Source organism: Puia sp., assembly GCF_035546395.1.
In the GTDB taxonomy this organism is placed as follows: Bacteria; Bacteroidota; Bacteroidia; order Chitinophagales; family Chitinophagaceae; genus Puia.
Genome location: NZ_DASZXR010000001.1, coordinates 143,229 through 160,069 on the forward strand (window position 1 = coordinate 143,229; position 16,841 = coordinate 160,069).

At 51.5% G+C, this 16,841-nt stretch carries 15 protein-coding genes and 1 riboswitch; of the genes, 14 read left to right on the top strand and 1 reads right to left on the bottom strand.

The annotated features are described in order from the left end of the window. Positions 1-22: 22 nt before the first annotated feature. The 13 genes from VHE34_RS00620 (at position 23) to VHE34_RS00680 (ending at position 14,524) form a co-directional block, all read left to right on the top strand. Entirely contained in the window at positions 23-1,582 is a 1,560-nt protein-coding gene (locus tag VHE34_RS00620; protein ID WP_325583490.1) for a MutS-related protein, read from the top strand. Then, a complete protein-coding gene (locus VHE34_RS00625; RefSeq protein WP_325583492.1) occupies positions 1,579-3,081 on the top strand; it encodes a MutS-related protein in 1,503 nt (500 codons plus the stop codon). Before VHE34_RS00620 ends, VHE34_RS00625 begins: the two co-directional genes overlap by 4 nt. A 57-nt stretch (positions 3,082-3,138) precedes the next feature. Further along, positions 3,139-3,804: a phosphatase PAP2 family protein gene (locus VHE34_RS00630; protein WP_325583493.1), complete on the top strand. Its 666-nt coding sequence runs from the start codon at positions 3,139-3,141 to the stop codon at positions 3,802-3,804. Between the two features lie 106 nt (positions 3,805-3,910). Then, on the top strand, positions 3,911-4,924 hold the full coding sequence (locus VHE34_RS00635) for a YncE family protein (RefSeq protein WP_325583495.1): 1,014 nt from the start codon (positions 3,911-3,913) through the stop codon (positions 4,922-4,924). A 9-nt stretch (positions 4,925-4,933) separates the two neighbouring features. After that, positions 4,934-6,223, top strand: coding sequence for a TolC family protein (locus VHE34_RS00640; protein ID WP_325583497.1), 1,290 nt, complete (start codon positions 4,934-4,936; stop codon positions 6,221-6,223). A 10-nt stretch (positions 6,224-6,233) separates the two neighbouring features. Next, positions 6,234-7,151 (top strand): efflux RND transporter periplasmic adaptor subunit, encoded by a 918-nt coding sequence (locus VHE34_RS00645; protein WP_325583499.1) that lies wholly within the window; start codon positions 6,234-6,236, stop codon positions 7,149-7,151. A 19-nt stretch (positions 7,152-7,170) separates the two neighbouring features. Continuing rightward, positions 7,171-10,281, top strand: coding sequence for an efflux RND transporter permease subunit (locus tag VHE34_RS00650; protein ID WP_325583501.1), 3,111 nt, complete (start codon positions 7,171-7,173; stop codon positions 10,279-10,281). Next, positions 10,278-10,589, top strand: a complete 312-nt coding sequence (locus VHE34_RS00655) for a hypothetical protein (RefSeq protein WP_325583503.1) — start codon at positions 10,278-10,280, stop codon at positions 10,587-10,589. Before VHE34_RS00650 ends, VHE34_RS00655 begins: the two co-directional genes overlap by 4 nt. Continuing rightward, a complete protein-coding gene (locus VHE34_RS00660; RefSeq protein WP_325583505.1) occupies positions 10,586-11,677 on the top strand; it encodes a hypothetical protein in 1,092 nt (363 codons plus the stop codon). Before VHE34_RS00655 ends, VHE34_RS00660 begins: the two co-directional genes overlap by 4 nt. 76 nt (positions 11,678-11,753) lie before the next feature. Further along, a riboswitch (Fluoride riboswitch) is annotated at positions 11,754-11,860 on the top strand. A 152-nt stretch (positions 11,861-12,012) separates the two neighbouring features. Then, a complete protein-coding gene (gene crcB, locus VHE34_RS00665) occupies positions 12,013-12,387 on the top strand; it encodes a fluoride efflux transporter CrcB (protein WP_325583507.1) in 375 nt (124 codons plus the stop codon). A gap of 10 nt (positions 12,388-12,397) precedes the next feature. Beyond that, a complete protein-coding gene (locus VHE34_RS00670) occupies positions 12,398-12,775 on the top strand; it encodes a DUF190 domain-containing protein (RefSeq protein ID WP_325583509.1) in 378 nt (125 codons plus the stop codon). Then, complete coding sequence (locus tag VHE34_RS00675; RefSeq protein WP_325583511.1) at positions 12,772-13,977, top strand: cation:proton antiporter; 1,206 nt, start codon at positions 12,772-12,774, stop codon at positions 13,975-13,977. Before VHE34_RS00670 ends, VHE34_RS00675 begins: the two co-directional genes overlap by 4 nt. Before the next feature lie 118 nt (positions 13,978-14,095). Further along, entirely contained in the window at positions 14,096-14,524 is a 429-nt protein-coding gene (locus tag VHE34_RS00680; protein ID WP_325583513.1) for a universal stress protein, read from the top strand. 54 nt (positions 14,525-14,578) lie between these two features. Here VHE34_RS00680 and VHE34_RS00685 read toward each other — a convergent pair whose 3' ends face one another. After that, positions 14,579-15,322, bottom strand: coding sequence for a HEPN domain-containing protein (locus tag VHE34_RS00685; RefSeq protein WP_325583515.1), 744 nt, complete (start codon positions 15,320-15,322; stop codon positions 14,579-14,581). 428 nt (positions 15,323-15,750) lie between these two features. Between VHE34_RS00685 and VHE34_RS00690 the strand changes: the two genes are divergently transcribed. Continuing rightward, on the top strand, positions 15,751-16,776 hold the full coding sequence (locus tag VHE34_RS00690; RefSeq protein ID WP_325583517.1) for a hypothetical protein: 1,026 nt from the start codon (positions 15,751-15,753) through the stop codon (positions 16,774-16,776). Positions 16,777-16,841: the final 65 nt, after the last annotated feature.

Consider the following 16,841-nt stretch of genomic DNA (forward strand, 5'->3'; position numbering starts at 1 on the left):
ACGCTAAAACTATGTTCAGGATATGATCAACCCAAGAGAAACAATACCATCCACCGGAATCTCCTTTAATAGCATCTTATTCATAAATAGAACTGCGCTGAGCCAGGAGGCGCCCGCATTCTTTACCGATCTGAACCTGGTGCAGGTGGTAGCTTCGGTCACTTACGGCAAAGAGGAGTACCACCTGGAGTCCTTCTTTCATACGCCTCTCCACGACGAAGCGGAGATAGTCTACCGGCAAGAAGTCATGAGGGACCTGGAAAATGCCAACCTGCTCAATTGTGTCGTGCAATTCTCGGAAGCTATGCGGGCCATGCGCTGGCAACTGCCCGATCCGAAAGCTGGTAACTACAAGCATCAGGATGAGCGGTTCTTTTTGGAGGCAGTCAATATCTATTGCGCCGGCATCCAGGCTTTGTTTCAGGCGCTGAAGCCCATAACCCTGGCTTCCTCCGGCCTGCTGGCCTTTCGGAAATACCTGTCCGCCTACCTGCAATCCCCGGCCTTTCTGGCGCTTGTCACCGATACAACCCGGCTACTCACGGACCTGGCCTCCATAGAATATTGCGTACTTACCAACGGCCTTAAAGTACAGGTCCTCCCCTACCGGGAAGAAACAGACTACAGTGCCGAAGTGGATAGGACATTCGAAAAGTTCAGCCGCAACCCGGTGAAAGACTACCGCGCTCAATTTACGCCTACCCTGCAAATGAACCATGTGGAGGCCTCCATTCTCGAAGGCGTCGCCACCCTGTATCCACAGATATTCACCGCTCTCGACGACTATTGCGCAAGGAATGCGGGCTACCAAGATGAAACGATCCGGCAATTCGACCGGGAGATCCAATTCTATGTATCCTGGCTGGAGTACATTTCCAAAATGAAACAGGCTGGTCTGCCCTTCTGTTACCCCAAAATTTCCGGCGACACCAGGGATATTTACGATTATGAAAGCTTCGACCTGGCGCTGGCTTCCCAAATGGTGAAAAACGGTCTTTCCGTGGTGAGAAATGATTTCTATCTGAAAGACGGGGAGCGCGTCTTTGTTGTCAGCGGTCCCAATCAGGGTGGCAAGACCACCTTTGCCCGGACCTTCGGCCAGCTGCATTACCTTGCCGCACTCGGCTGTCCCATTCCCGGCCAGGAAGCCAAACTGTATTTGTTCGACAGGCTTTTTACTCATTTTGAAAAAATGGAGCATATCGGGAATCTAAGAAGTAAACTGGAGGATGACTTGTTCCGCTTGCACAGCATACTACTGGAAGCCACCCCGAACAGCATCATCATCCTGAATGAAATTCTGTCCTCTACCACCTTGCAGGACGCTATCCTGCTAAGCAAAAAGATCATGGAGCAGATCGTCCAGCTGGACGCGATATGCGTTTGGGTAAGCTTTATCGAGGAATTACTGACCTTTAGCGGGAAGACGGTGAGCATGGTCAGTACCGTAGTTCCCGGGAACCCCAGCCTGCGCACATTCAAGATCGAAAGAAAGCCTGCGGACGGCCTGGCCTATGCGTTGTCAATAGCGGAGAAATACAAGGTCACGTATACTGACTTGCAACATCGGATCAATACATGAAAGCGTTATTACTATACAAAGAGCAGGACTTCGATCCGAAAAAGCCCTTGCCCTGGAATGAAAGAGACCTGGTGCAGGATCTGGAATTACCTGTTCTGCTCAACGTCATGGCAGGCAACGACGAACTGGTATTGGAAGTGGTGACGAAAACCATATTGGACGCGGTAACGAACAGTCTGGACACCATCCATTACCGGCAGGATATTTTGAAGGACTGTTTGCAGTATCCTGCCGTTGTCAGGCTGCTTTATGATATCACCGAGGGAGCGCTGGACGTAAAAAGAACCGGCTGGTTCGGCGTCTTTTCAAAATACCCCTCCGCCATTCTATCGGATGGCCTCCGGCTCATGGAATATTTCGTAGACATGCTGAAGCAACTCCGGAAGGTTGCCGATGCCAATGCCGGCAAATTCCATTCTGAAGGTTTCAACAGGCTTTTCATGATGCTCCAAAATGAGCTAAAAGACGCCTATTTTGAGGAAATTCAACATCACCTGGTTTCCCTCAGATTCGAGGATGGAATTTTGATCAGCTATACATTAGGAAAAGGGAACAAAGGGAGCCTGCCCAGGTTGCACCGATACCAGGGAAAGCGGCGAAACTGGCTGCAGCGGCTTTTTCCGAAAAAAGACCGGGTTTACACATTCAATATCCATCCCCGGGACGAAGGCGGCGCCAGGGCGTTATCCGCTATTACCAACGAGGGCATCAACCGGGTGGCAAATTCGCTGGCCCAATCCAATGAACATATCTTAGGTTTTTTTAAGATGCTCCGGACCGAGTTGGCTTTCTATGTCGGCTGTCTCAATTTATATGACCGGCTTACCGGAATGGAAGCGCCGGTATGCATTCCCCAACCCGTGCCGGCGGAAGAACACCGACATTCCTTCAGCGGCCTGTATGATCCCAGCCTGGCTTTGAAAATGAATCGAAAAATCGTAGGTAACGAACTGGAAGCGGAAAAGAAAAGCCTGGTCCTTATCACCGGGGCTAACCAGGGCGGTAAATCAACCTTTCTCCGAAGCATCGGCGTAGCCCAGCTGATGATGCAAAGCGGCCTGTTCGTACCCGGCCAGCATTTTTCCGCCAATCTTTGCACCAACCTGTTCACCCATTTCAAGAGAGAAGAAGACGTCAGCATGACAAGCGGCAAGCTGGATGAGGAATTGAGCAGGATGAGCGCTATCGCGGATCACGTAACTTCGCATTCACTGTTTTTGTTCAATGAATCCTTCGCCGCCACTAATGAACGAGAGGGCTCGGAAATAGCGCGACAGATCGCAACCGCTTTACTGGAAAAGAATTTGAAACTATTCTTCGTTACCCATTTATACGAATTTGCTCACGAGTATTATAGTAACAACAAAGACGGTAAGGCTATTTTTCTTAGGGCGGAGAGAGAACCCGATGCAGGAAGAACATTTAAATTGGCTGAGGCTGCGCCATTGCCGACAAGTTACGGTTTAGATATATACAACAAAATTTTTGGGCAAGGCTAACCGGCGCCGAATTCCCGCTTTCAGACTTTCTACAGAACCCTGAGCGACGTTTGCCGCATGAAATGGACCCTCCTGGCACTTGCCTTCCTCGCGTTTATCGGTTGTTGTATGCTTTCGGGCAGCTATTCCGATATGGCGCTGATACGCTATATCCATTTGCATCGCGCTACCGCCTGGGACGGATTGTTCCAACTGATCAGCAATACCACCGCCTATATCAGCTTTGGCTTCGTCGCCCCTTACCTGATCCTTGCCGCCATAGCAAAAAAGCCGCCTGCATTTCTTTCCGGTAAAATAGGCGACCGCAGGCTCCTGTTCGCCGAAGGCTTGCTCCTGTTATGTTCCCTACTTGTCGCCACGGTCGTAGTCCAGGTACTCAAGCCGCTGGTACATCGAATGCGTCCCTATGAGGTCTATCCCTTTATCCACAAACTCTCGGATGCCGGCGGAGGATCTTTCCCTTCCGGCCATACAGCGGATGCTTTTACGGTCCTGGCCTTTTTCATGTTGGGCGGGTATTCCTGGGTGCTTGTATTTCCGGTCCTGGCCTGGGCCCTGGCCGTAGGCTATTCCAGGATCTGTCTCGGCGTGCATTACGGCAGCGATGTAATGGGCGCTATGGTGCTGGGCATCCTTTCGGCCTGGGCGGGGCACTTACTGTTGCGCCGCGCCGGCATCAGCCGGAAAATCCAGTACCTTTTGAAGAAAAATAATGCCGCCTAAGGCGCCTGCGGCCTGGTATTTCAGCAATTTTTCAGAACCTGCCCGGATATTTACGGGCTATACTAAAAAGCAGTTATGCACAGTCCATATATTTACCTAACCTCATATGAATAAATTTTCGAAATCGTGCAGTATCCTGTTTTCCCTTGCTGTCCTGGGAGCCTGTCACGGGCCGGGCAAGAATAATGCTTCGAACAGCACTTCCAGGCTTATCCAAAAGACAAGCATGGCTCTTCCGGTGGTAAAAGGAGGCTTCGACCTGATGGCCCTCGATAGGGGGAAGAGACGGCTCTTCGTGTCGGCAGAAGACAACCATACGCTGGAGGTCCTCGACCTGGACAAACAACGCCCGGTCCATAGTATCCCTGGCCTCGAAGAGCCCAAATGGGTCGTTTACCGGCCTGAAAAAAAGGCACTGTATGTCGCCACCGGCGGCGATGGAAAGGTCACGGAATTCGACGACAGCAGTTTCAGCATCCTCCACCGCTTCTCCTTCAAGGAAAAATGCAATAATCTCCGCTTCGACGAGACCACAGGGCTGCTATGGGTAGGTGTGGGCGATAGCTTCGGCGCCCTTGGCATCATCGACACCCGCGAGGATACCATCGTCGGCCAGATACCACTCTCCGACTATCCCAAGCAATTCGAGCTGGACGGCAACCGCATTTATGTCAACATACCGCGTAAGAATAGGATCGAGGTGGCCAATCGCGTCACCCGAAAAATCATCGCCACCTGGCCGGTAATGGAAGCAGTTGAAAACGTCCCCATGGGCCTGGACCGAACGCACCAGCGTCTCTTTGTCGGTTGCGAACCGGGTAAGCTAGTTGTTTTTTCGACTGCTACCGGAACTTCCATTGCCAGCCTCGACATCGACAAGGAAGCAGACGGCATCTATTACGATGAACACAGGCGCCGGTTGTATATTTCCTGCGGCGAAGGATTTCTCGACGTAATAAGCCAAAACGACCCGGATCATTATCAACTGTTGGAAAAGATCCCTACGGCCAAAGGCGCCGGCACGTCGCTTTATTCCCCGGAACTGGACGAGCTCTTCCTGGCCGTCCCCCAGGCCAATGGCCGGCAAGCGGCGATCCGCATTTATCAACCCGCTGACTAAAACCCATATATGCATTTAGCGCCTTTGCTCACGCTTCTACTGTTCGCTACCGTGCTACAGACCGCACATGCACAGAATACCCTGCCCGACTATATCCGTATCGCCCAGGCCAACAGCCCGCTTATCAAAGACAACCAAAACCAAAGCGCAGCAACCAGGGTGGAGATCCAACGGATAAAAGCCGTCTTTACCCAACCCCGGATAGGACTGGACGGCAACTACCAGTTCGCTCCTGTACTTTCGCAGGACAACAATAAGACCCAACCCGAGCTAAATCCGGCCAATGCGCCCGGCAAATACATAGGCTACGAGTATTCGCTCACCAACGGCGGACTTTACCAGGGCCTCATCGGTATCAGCCAGCCGCTGTTCAGCGATGCCAAATACAAGACGGCCGCCAGGGAAGCGGAGATCAGCACCCAGGTGAATGACAACAACATCCGCCTCGCCGTTCACGACATCGGCAAATGGGTGACCGACCAGTATATCCTTTGCCTCCAGGCCTATAAACAGATCACTTACCAGGCAAAGATCATCGACGTGCTGCGTCAACAAAAAGACCTCATCTCTCGCCTGATCAACACCGGGATCTATAAGCTCTCCGATCTGATCCTGCTCGACATTGAGATACAAACGCAAAATATTGCTCTCAACCAATTCCAGTCCGACTATCGCAATGATCTCCTTGATTTGAACATTCTCTGCGGCGTGGCCGACACGTCCTACCATACGCTGCCCGAACCTGACCTTAGGTTAAATGAAGCCCCGGCCAGCTCCGCTTTCACCGAAAAATATCACCTCGACAGCCTCTCCCTGCTGGCCCGGCAGCAGGTATTCGAATTACAGTATAAGCCACAGGTCAGCGCCTTCGCCAACGCGGGACTCAATGCGGTGAACCTGCCTACTCTGCCCAGGCGCTTCGGCATCGGCGCTGGCGTCAGCTTTACCATGAACCTTTACGATGGACACCAGAGACGGCTCAACCAGCAAAAGACAGATATCCTCCTGCGTACAGCCGGCGAGTACCAGCAGCAATTCCTCACCCGGAACGCTGTCAGGAAGGCCAGGTTGCTATCTGCCCTCCAATCGCTCCGGGAACGGATGGCCCTCAGCACGGCGCAACTTGCCGAATACGACAAGCTATTGACCTATTATAAGGAAGAATTGGCCAAAGGGCAGCTATCGGTCATCAATTATATCACCACCATCAAAAGCCTGGTTTCGCTTAAAAATGATTATACGACCATGGAAAGAGATCAACAGCTTTTGATCAACACGTACAATTATTGGAATTGGTAAAACAAAAAGGATGAAAAACAGAACCCTCGTAATCCTGGCCGCCTGTCTATTTATCGCCGCCTGTCACAATACCGGCGATAATCCCGAGCCGGTGATCCGCTCCATCGCCCATGTCAGGGAGGTTTTGCCTCAGTTTAAGGACATGGCTGCCCGTGTGCCCCTCACTGCCACTTCCGTCTACCTTCGGCGGAGCCAGGTGAACACCCCGGTCGCCGGCTATATTACGAAGGTACAGGTCAAGTATGGCGACGCTGTCCGGCAGGGCCAGACGCTCTATGAGATAGAGACGAAGGAAAGAAATGCGCTGGGCAGCACTCCACTACCCGGGGATACCATCCTCAAAAACTTTGGTAATCTTGTTATCAAGGCCCCTGCCAGTGGCCTGATCACCACCATCGATCGCCAGCAAAGCGGGGAATATGTCATGGAAGGCAATCCGCTGTGCACGATTACGCAGAACGGCGACCTGGCCTTCCAGCTAAACGTGCCATTCGAATACCATTCGCTGGTGCGTCCCGGAAATGCGTGCCGGATTGTCCTTCCTGATCAATCAGCAGTAGAAGGTCGAATCGTGAAACCCCTCAGCGCCCTAAACCCCCAAACGCAAACACAGACCTACCTGGTGCAGCCGGCCAGCAATCTCTTTCTTCCCGAAGGCCTGGTGGCTTCGGTGTTGCTGACTACACAATTCAAGAGAGCTGCCCAGGTCGTCCCCAAAAGCTGCGTCCTCAGCGACGAACTCATGAAGAGCTTCTGGATCATGCGACTGGTCAACGACAGCACGGCGGTAAAGGTCAACGTTCAACCCGGCATCCGGAACAACACCGAAGTAGAGATCCTATCACCCCGGCTAAACCCCGACGATCGTATCCTGTCCGAAGGGAATTATGGTCTGGCTGATACCGCGCAAGTGAAGCTCATTCCTTAACACATTCTATTGCTCTGCTATGCCGTCAAAGAATTATTTCCAGCTCTTCTCCCGGCCGATACTCTTCATTGCCATCGTGCTCGTCGCCGCCGGCATCTTCTCCTATACCCGCATGCAAACGGCCCTGTTCCCGGAAGTGACCTTCCCGAAGATCACCCTCATCGCCAACAATGGCCAGCAGCCTATCGACCGCATGATGATCACGGTTACCAAACCACTCGAAAGCGCAGTCAAGCGGGTAAAGGGCGTCACCACGGTCAGGAGCAGCACCAGCCGCGGCAGCTGTAACATCGACGTGTATTTCAACTGGGACCAGGACATCTATACGGCCAAGACCCAGATCGAAAGCCGCATCAACGAGATCAAGAGCCTCCTGCCGCCGGGCGTCATTATTTCGATGGAGGCGATGAACCAGTCGCTCTTCCCGGTCTTCGGCTTTACCCTCGAAAGCAAGACCCGGGGCCTGATCGCCCTAAAGGACAACGCCAACCTCCTCGTGCGGCCCCTTTTCTCCCAGGTCTCCGGTATCTCCAACGTCATCGTTCGCGGCGGGAAATCCAAAGAATATGTCGTCATCCCCGATCCCGTCAAAATGTCGTCGCTCGGCATTACCCCTAACACCCTCATCACCGTCTTCAACAACACCAATTTCGTTGAATCCAACGGCGAACTCGCCGACTTCCGCCGCCTCTATCTGACTCTTACAGAAGCACGGGTCAACGATGTGGAAGGTTTAAAAAATATTGTCATCAGGAACGACGGCACCCGCATCATCCACCTGAGGGACATCGCCGCCATCGACCTGCAAGAGCAGCAGGAATTCGTCATTCTCAACGCCAACGGCAACAACGCGGTACAGGTCGACCTGGTCAAGCAACAGGGCGTCAACCTGATCGATTTTGCGCGCGATGTCCGTGTGAAGGCCGAACAGATCAAAAAGGTCCTGCCGCCCGGTATCGAACTAAAGCCATACTACGACCAATCTGCGTTCGTCGGCGACAGCATCAACAGCGTCTCGAAAACCATCTATGAAGGTCTCCTGCTCGCAATCTTCGTGATGATCGCCTTCCTGCGTTCCTGGCGAGCCAGCCTTGTCGTGCTGCTCACCATCCCCGTCACGATCGCCTTTTCCATCACCTTCCTTTACCTGGCGGGAATCACCATCAATATCATGTCGCTCGGCGGCATCGCGGCGGCCATCGGCCTGATCATCGACGATGCCATCGTCATCATCGAACAGATCTACCGGGTTCATGAAGAATACCCGGGAAAAGACCGGTTCACCGTCGTCAAAGAGGCTATCCATGACCTCTTTCCCGCCATGGTCGGCTCGTCCCTCTCGACCATCGTCATTTTCATTCCCTTCCGCATGATGAGCGGCCTGGCCGGCAGCTTCTTTGAGGAACTGTCCAATACCATGCAGATCGTCCTGGTTTGCTCCTTCCTCAGCACCTGGTTTGTGCTACCCGTCCTGCACCTCCTGATCGGCTTTAAACCCTCCGGGAAACATCATAAGCCAGCGTCGAGGGGAACCAACAAACTGCGTTGGCTCACCTGGTTCTTCAACAAGCCCGTCTTCGCACTGGTCTTCGTCGCGGCGCTTGCCGGCGCAGCGTTCTATGTTGCCGACAAGCTCGAGACCGGCTTTCTGCCCGACCTGGATGAAGGCAGCATCGTGCTCGACTACCGTTCTCCCAGCGGCACTTCGCTCGATGAGACGGACCATATGCTCCGGCAGGTGGAACAGATCCTGCTGCATCACCCGGAGGTCGAAACCTACTCCCGCCGCACGGGCACGCACATGGGTTTTACGGCCATACCGCAGAACTTCGGGGATTATTCTATCCAATTAAGGAAATCCCGGAAACACAAAACCGTCGATGTCATCGGCGACTTGCGCCGGCAGATCGAGGCCACCCTGCCGGCCCTGCATATCTCGTTCGGTCAACGGATCTCCGACTTGCTGGGAGACCTCATGAGTACGCCCAGCCCTATCGAAATAAAGATATTCGGGGACGACCAGAAAACGCTCGAGGCCCTTGCCCGGCAGGCCGAAACCATTCTGAACGACGTCAAGGGAGTCGCCGACATCGATAACGGCCTTGTTCTTGCCGGCCCTTCCATGGTCTTTATTCCCGATGTTCAAAAGCTGGCCCAGTTCAATATCACCCTTACCGATTTTCAGACGCAACTTGCGGCCTATACCGGCGGTGTCCCCCTTGGCATCAACGCCAATACACCCACCCTCGACCCTGCCCAGATCATCATGGCGGGCGGCGTACAGGTAGGCAGCATCCAGGACGGCGAGCAAATGCGCCGCATACTGCTGCGATTTACCAATTTCTCCGACAACAACCTCGAAAAGATCCGGCATCAGTTGCTCTTCCTTCCCGACGGCACTACGAAACCGATATCCTTTTTTTGCGATGTAAGGATCATTAGCGGCGAAACCGATCTGAAACGCGAGAACCTGAAATCCGACATTGTGCTGACCGCCCGGCTCGACAATCGCGACCTGGGTGGTGCCATCAGGGAGATCCAACAAAAATTCCAGGCCGGTCTCCCTTTGCCACCGGGCTATACGATTGCCTTCGGCGGAGCCTACTCCGAGCAGCAGCAGTCCTTTGACGAGCTCTCGTTGATCCTCGCCACGGCCTGTATCCTTGTTTTTGCCGTGCTCCTGTTCCTGTTCCGGTCATGGACGATCTCTTTCCTCATCCTGTTCCTGTCCATCCTGGGGATCGCGGGTTGTATCCTCGCCCTGTACGTGGTAGGCATTCCACTCAATGTCAGCAGTTATACCGGCATCATTATGATCGTAGGCATTATCGCGGAGAACGCCATATTCACTATCAACCAGTTTTTCGCCAATCTTAAGGCAGGCGGCAGCGTGGATGAATCCATTCAATATGCTATCGCCTTGCGCATCCGGCCCAAACTCATGACGGCGATCGGCGCCATTCTCGCCCTCATGCCCCTGGCCTTGGGTATTGGCCTGGGCGCCCAGATGCAGCAGCCGCTGGCTGTTGCCGTCATCGGCGGCTTCGTCGCCGGAATACCCCTGCTGCTCTTTGTATTCCCAAGCCTCCTGCGACTGTTATACCGTCGAACCAAAACTGCCGCTGCATGAACCTTAGAACGATACTGCTCCTCGGCTTGATTGCCGGTGCGGTCGCCGGCGTCATGGCCTATCTCATTACCTACAATGAGTACCAGCATCATTTCAAAGGCCGGCGTGTGGTCATCGAATCGCTCAAAAGCGCCGCCGTGGCCTTTTTGTTCTTTCTGGCCCTTACCATTGTACTCTGTTTGCTGCTCGAACCGACACCTTCCCGCCCGGCAGCCGCTGTTTCACCAGCTTTACTAAACAAAAGTTTAATATTTCTTAACCCGCCGATCAGATCCAATCAGCATCCTCCGGTTATATTTATCGCATGAAACATACCCTGCTACTTTGCCTGGCCGTCGTGGTAATGCTCACCGCCGGGCTTGGCGCCTCCGCCCAGCAAACCCCGCCTGCAAAAAATCTCGTCATCTTCGTCATGGACGGATACCGATGGCAAGAGCTCTTCCAGGGCGCCGATTCGGCACTGATCTTCGACGGAAAATACAACCACAGCGACTCCGCATGGACGGTCGGGAAATATTGGGCGCCTACCGCAGAAGAACGTCGCCGGAAACTCATGCCGTTTACCTGGGGGACTATCGTCCGCGAAGGCGAGCTCTTTGGGAACCGCAACTTTGGCAATAATGTCAATGTCGTCAACAAATACTGGTTCTCCTATCCCGGCCGTAGCGAGATCTTTACCGGATACTTCGACAGCGCCGTAAACTCCAACGACTATCCTGACAACCCGAATACCAACGTCCTCGAATACATCAACGGTCAGCCTGCTTTCCATGGCAAAATAGCGGTCTTTGCTTCCTGGGATGCCGTCGCCCGCATCATCAACCGCAACCGGAGTGGAATATTCGTCAACATCTACGGCGAGGATGTGCAGGGCGACCACCTGACAGCGCTGCAAAAAGAAGCCAACACCTTCCAGCACCTGCTGCCCGATGTCTTTGGCAAGGGCGAACGCCTGGATGCGGGAACATACCCGCTGGCCAAGTCCTATCTCCTGGCCAACCACCCCCGCATTTTGTATATCGATCTTGGCGACAACGACGATTTTGCCCATGCCGGCGAATATGGAGATTACCTGGACGCCGCCCACTATGCTGATTTCATGTTCAAAGATATCTGGGCTGCCCTTCAATCCGACCCCTTCTACAAGGGTCAGACCGACCTGCTCATTTTCCCGGATCACGGTCGCGGCACCGGCGCAGAATGGACCAGTCACGGCGCTCGCATCGCCCATTCCAACGAGACCTATTTCATCGCTATGGGGCCGGGCATTCCCTCCAAAGGCGAGGTTAAAACCCCCGGGCAGGTATACCAGCAGCAATACGCTCAAACCATTGCCCGGTTGCTGGGCCTACACTTCACGGCTAACCATCCTATTGCTGACCCTATCAAACCCTAATTGTCAGCCGCGTTCATTTATAAAGCGCTGGTAATCCAGAGCTTTTTTTGGCTTTCCTGCTAATCCTTAGTAACTTTAGTGTATAGGTGATGGTGTTCCACCTTATCAACCGCCCGTCCGGATAGCAGTAGCCGCCTTCCGGGCACGGACAATGTCCGAGGGGCTGATGACGCCTGCAGTAATTAGATCAACTGATTTAAATTGGCAGGTATGCAATCAACACGGATTCCCCTCGAACATTATTGCCACACCCACCATTCAGCTTGTCCGGATTTGTTCGCAGTAGTAGCCCAAGCGTCCATTTCTCGTTATACATTCCCGAAAAAAAAGAATCAATGAAAGCGGCATTGCTCATCGCGCTCGGAGGCGCCCTTGGCAGTTTATCGCGCTACGGCGCGCAGACCTATGTGTATAAACTCTATCCCTTCGTCTTTCCCTTGGGCACCTTCCTGGTCAATGTAACAGGATGTTTCCTTATTGGTCTTTTTTACGGCCTATCCGAAAAAGGCAACTTGCTTCCGCCCGATTGGCGGCTCTTCCTCACGACAGGCTTTTGCGGCGGCTTCACCACCTTCTCGACCTTTGCCTATGAAAACGCCAACCTGATCCGTGGCTCCGATTTTCTATACGTAGGGCTTTACACCATTGCCAGTGTCGTCCTGGGCGTCGCCGCCGTATTCCTGGGTATTTTCCTTGTCAGAGTATTATAAAAATTGTCATATGGAACTAAATGGGGACTCCAAACTACTGCGAATATTCATCGGCGAGCTCGACAAGATCGGCCACCAATGCCTGTATGAAGCCATCCTCATGGCAGCGAAAAAGCGGGAACTTGCGGGGTGCACGGTCATCCGGGGCATCATGTCCTACGGCGCTTCTTCCCGGGTACATGCCGCCCGGCTCATCGAAATATCCCAGGACCTCCCTATTATCGTCGAAATCGTCGATAAGGAGGAAAAGATAAATGCCTTTGTAGATGTCGCCGGGGGGCTACTGGAAAAAGCAGGCTGCGGTGGCCTCATCACCATCGAGAAAGCCGGCGTGCTCTATTACAAGCCAGGTCCAAAAAAATCCCGCCCTAAAAGTAATAACCCGTGACAAATATACTGAGCAATATCTGGTTTGTCGCCGCCATCTGGATGGGACTTGCCCTTATCGCCAGCATCGTTTCCATCCGGCTGAAAGTCTCTGTGGCGCTGATCGAGATCCTGGTCGGCGTCCACCAAACCACCGACTGGATCAACTTCCTGGCCATGCTCGGCAGTGGAGTGATCACCTTCCTGGCGGGCGCTGAAATAGACCCCGTATCCCTCAAAGCCAACCTCCGCCCGAGCCTGGTTATCGGCATCCTTTCGTTCCTGCTTCCGTTTGCCCTAGTCTGGGCATTCGCCCAGTTCATTCTCGGCTGGTCACTCCACCAGGCGCAGATCGCGGGAATTGCTCTCTCGACTACTTCCGTTGCCGTCGTCTACGCTGTCATGATCGAGACGGGCCACAGCACAACGGCCTTGGGCAAAATGATCCTGGCCGCGTGCTTTATCACGGATTTCGGCACTGTACTAGCCCTCGGTGTCCTCTTCGCCAGCTTTAACTGGTGGATGCTGCTCTTCGTTGGCGTCCTGTGTTTAATGCTTTGGTATATGCCCCGCTGGACCAACTTCATCATATCCCGGATGGGAGCCCACCAGATCAGCGAACCCGAGGTCAAATTCCTGCTGCTCGTCCTGTTCTTCCTGGGAGGACTGTCTACGACCGCTAAGAGCGAAGCGGTCCTGCCGGCCTATCTGGTCGGCCTGGTTGTGGCCGGCGTCTTCATGCGCGATAAGACGCTGGTTCACCGCATGCGCAGCATTGCTTTTGCCGTGTTCACGCCCTTCTACTTCCTGAAGGCAGGGCTTTACGTCTCCCTGCCTGCGGTCTGGTCCGCTCTGGGCGTCATCTCCTTCCTTTTCCTGTTGAAACTCGGCTCTAAATACATCGGTGTATTCCCTTTCGCCCGCGTTTTCAGCATGCGCAGTAAGGAGAGCCACTATACCACGCTGCTGATGGGCACCGGCCTAACCTTTGGCACCATCGCCTCTCTTTACGGCCTTAACAATCATATACTCAATCAAAAGCAATATACAATCCTGGTAACCGTCGTCATCTTAAGCGCGGTCTTACCTACGCTGCTTGCGCAGAAATACTTCAAGCCCAGCCCCACCACGATGGACGCCTGGGGCAGGCTGCGTAAAAGAAGGGATGCCGCCCGGCTTAGCGAATCGCTCAAAAATGCGGCCACGGAAGCTCGAATCAAGTAATCGGAACAAACAATTGTTCATCCCTGCTAACTTCGAACCCTTTAAACAGTCTACCTTTGTTGGGGGATATCCCCGGAGCCGTACCGATAACTTTCACGATTGCAAAAAACGATACGTTATGTCCTACCAGAAAATCCTCATTGCGGTGGACGGTAGTGCCGGCGCCCTCGCAACGGCTAGGGCGGGCTTCGAACTAGCCCATAATCTTCATGCCATTATTGGTCTCGTTTTTGTTATCGACCGCACCAAAGAGGTAATCAATGCAGACCTGGGCATCACCCCGGAGGAAAGCCAAACTGTTCTCTTGAAACAAGCCCAGGAAACCCTTACCCAACTTGTTCAAATGCATGCGGATCCTCAGGAGATATATCGTTTCACCCCGGAAGGGTTCCCCAAGCAGGAGATACTCCAAACCGCAAAGGAATGGGATGCTGATCTGATCGTCATGAGCGCTCGCTGTCAGACGGCCCTTAACCGAATGCTAAATGGAGACATGGTTCGATATGTTATTAAGCATTCTGTAAAACCCGTTATGGTGGTCAATTGAAGATTCCTATGGTTGCCGATCGTGCCCAAGTCGCGAAATTTATTTTGCGGAAAATTATTCGAATTTGTCAGCGCTCCATTTCTGAAGAGCCATTTGATCAACAATGAATAAGCTGTCGTTACTTCTATCGATTATCTTCACCAATTCAAAAATAAACTTAGTATACTCTTCCGCAGATACTTGCCTGGATAGGCTTATTTCGCCTGCTGTCGAATAAATACTATATGATTTTAGGGTTGCCTGATTTTCATGTGCAAATTTATTACGCATAGACCAGAGACTATCTAAACTTTTAATAACGTCTGCATCGACCAAAGCGTCCCTTAATGACAGGAACGAGCTTATTTTTTTGAATTTATTGCTAAATAGAGCACCTTTTGAATTTTCGCTTGACAGAGATTTAATAAGTTTACTTTTAATGGATTTGGTATCTGAATAATGCTCCAATTCCAGTGCCGGAAGTTGTATTCCGCTTAATCCTTTTTTTCTTAAGCCCGAGTTTCGCTTTAGACATAATTCGATAATGTCCTGTAAGTAATACTCTATAGACGAAGTATAGCCAACAATTCCGGAGGCAATTGTATTGTGCCTAAGATCGTCCAATGCAAATTCTGGCTCAGTCAATAATCTTTCCAATATTGGAGTTATGTCAGGTAAAGAAACGTCTTTCTTCAAAATAGGTTCTAGCGATCTTCCCCATGCCAAACATTCCTCTGTCTTAAATTGTGTTGAAATCATTAGTTGAAGTCGTAATCCGCTTGAAAAGGATAAAAGTCTTGCCGAACTAGCTGAAATCATTGTAATTGTTGTTTAGTCTGAAGCTGTTTCAAATATATTCAAAAGCCTAAAATACAAAAATGTCGGCACGATCTCCATTTCTTCCATATCCTACTATACCCAACCTATCCAGACTCCAGAACATAGACAGCAAAGACGAACACTCACACGAACCTGAGCAGACAGTGCTGATCTATCGTAACGTCTAATTATAAACACCCGCGGAGCAATAATTCCCTTCCATATCATCCTGGTTCGACTTGGCGTCACGAATAGTAGCATTCCGGAAAGAACACTCAACTTACTCTCAGCGGCAAATTCACCAATTACAAGCACGACTGACTGCAAAAATTGGAACACTATATGCTCCCAATAGTAGATAGAAGACCTAAAGGAACAAAACGATTATTAATTTGTGCTATTTTAGAGTACCATATAAACAACCAACTATGAAGAATGGAGAAGATTCTCTTCCCGTATATAAGCAGGTAGATGGCAATCTGATACGTATTCCAGAAGATAAGAGAGACCCAAACCGGCATTATACGCGTGTGACTACCCCCGAGGGCTCCTATTTTGTTGAATTTTCTGAAGAAGAAGAGAGACAGCATATTTCCGCCTCTGAAGAGTGGGAAAGACGTCGCCCCGATCGAGAGAAAGATGTCCAAATACGGGAAGAGAGGCGTCAAAGGTTTCGGGAATCATTACGGTACGAATACAGATATATTGCTTTTTTAGACATCTTAGGGTGGTCTGATTTGCTCGAAAAATCCGCATTCGACAGTGAACAAACCAAAAAAATGGGAGTTTTTATCGATTCTGTCATCAGCCATGGTAGCTTCATAGAGCAGGCTAACCAAAATAGTCGAATTGACAACCCCTTCGGCGATCCGCAATTGACTCACTTTTCTGACACATTGGTCCTATCCACTCGCGGCGATCGCTATGGCCCTAATATGCTATTGTATCATTTGCGTGATATTACAGACAATCTACTTCGATTTGGATTTTTTGTTAGAGGAGGCATAACATGCGGGCTCCTGATCCACAGGGGATCTATGATATACGGTCCAGGACTCGTTGATGCCTATAATTTAGAACGCAATCACGCGGTTGTGCCAAGAATTTTATTGAGCGATGATTTAGCCAAAGTCTGGCAAGGGGGTCCTCCTGTTCAAGATATATCAGGACGGGCTTTAGGTCGTACTAAAGATTGGCGATTAGATTCAGATGGCAGGAGATTTTTTGATTTTCTACAGGGCCCTATACTTCATATGCCTGATGCTATAGTGAATAATGAATTTGAAAAAGGCAGACTTGCAGATATTCGCGAGCGAATATCTGCAGTATTATCAGATCCTTCGATACAAATATCCGTTCAAAAAAAATATTCTTGGCTGGCGAGGTATTTCAATGATATACTAACTGAGTATCCGACAATTGAATTAGATCACATCCCATTTTCTCTTGCGTAGGGTTTTGATTTGCATTTCGATTATAATCTCAGATAGGTTTCCATCCAAAAACTGCAGGCAAGTCC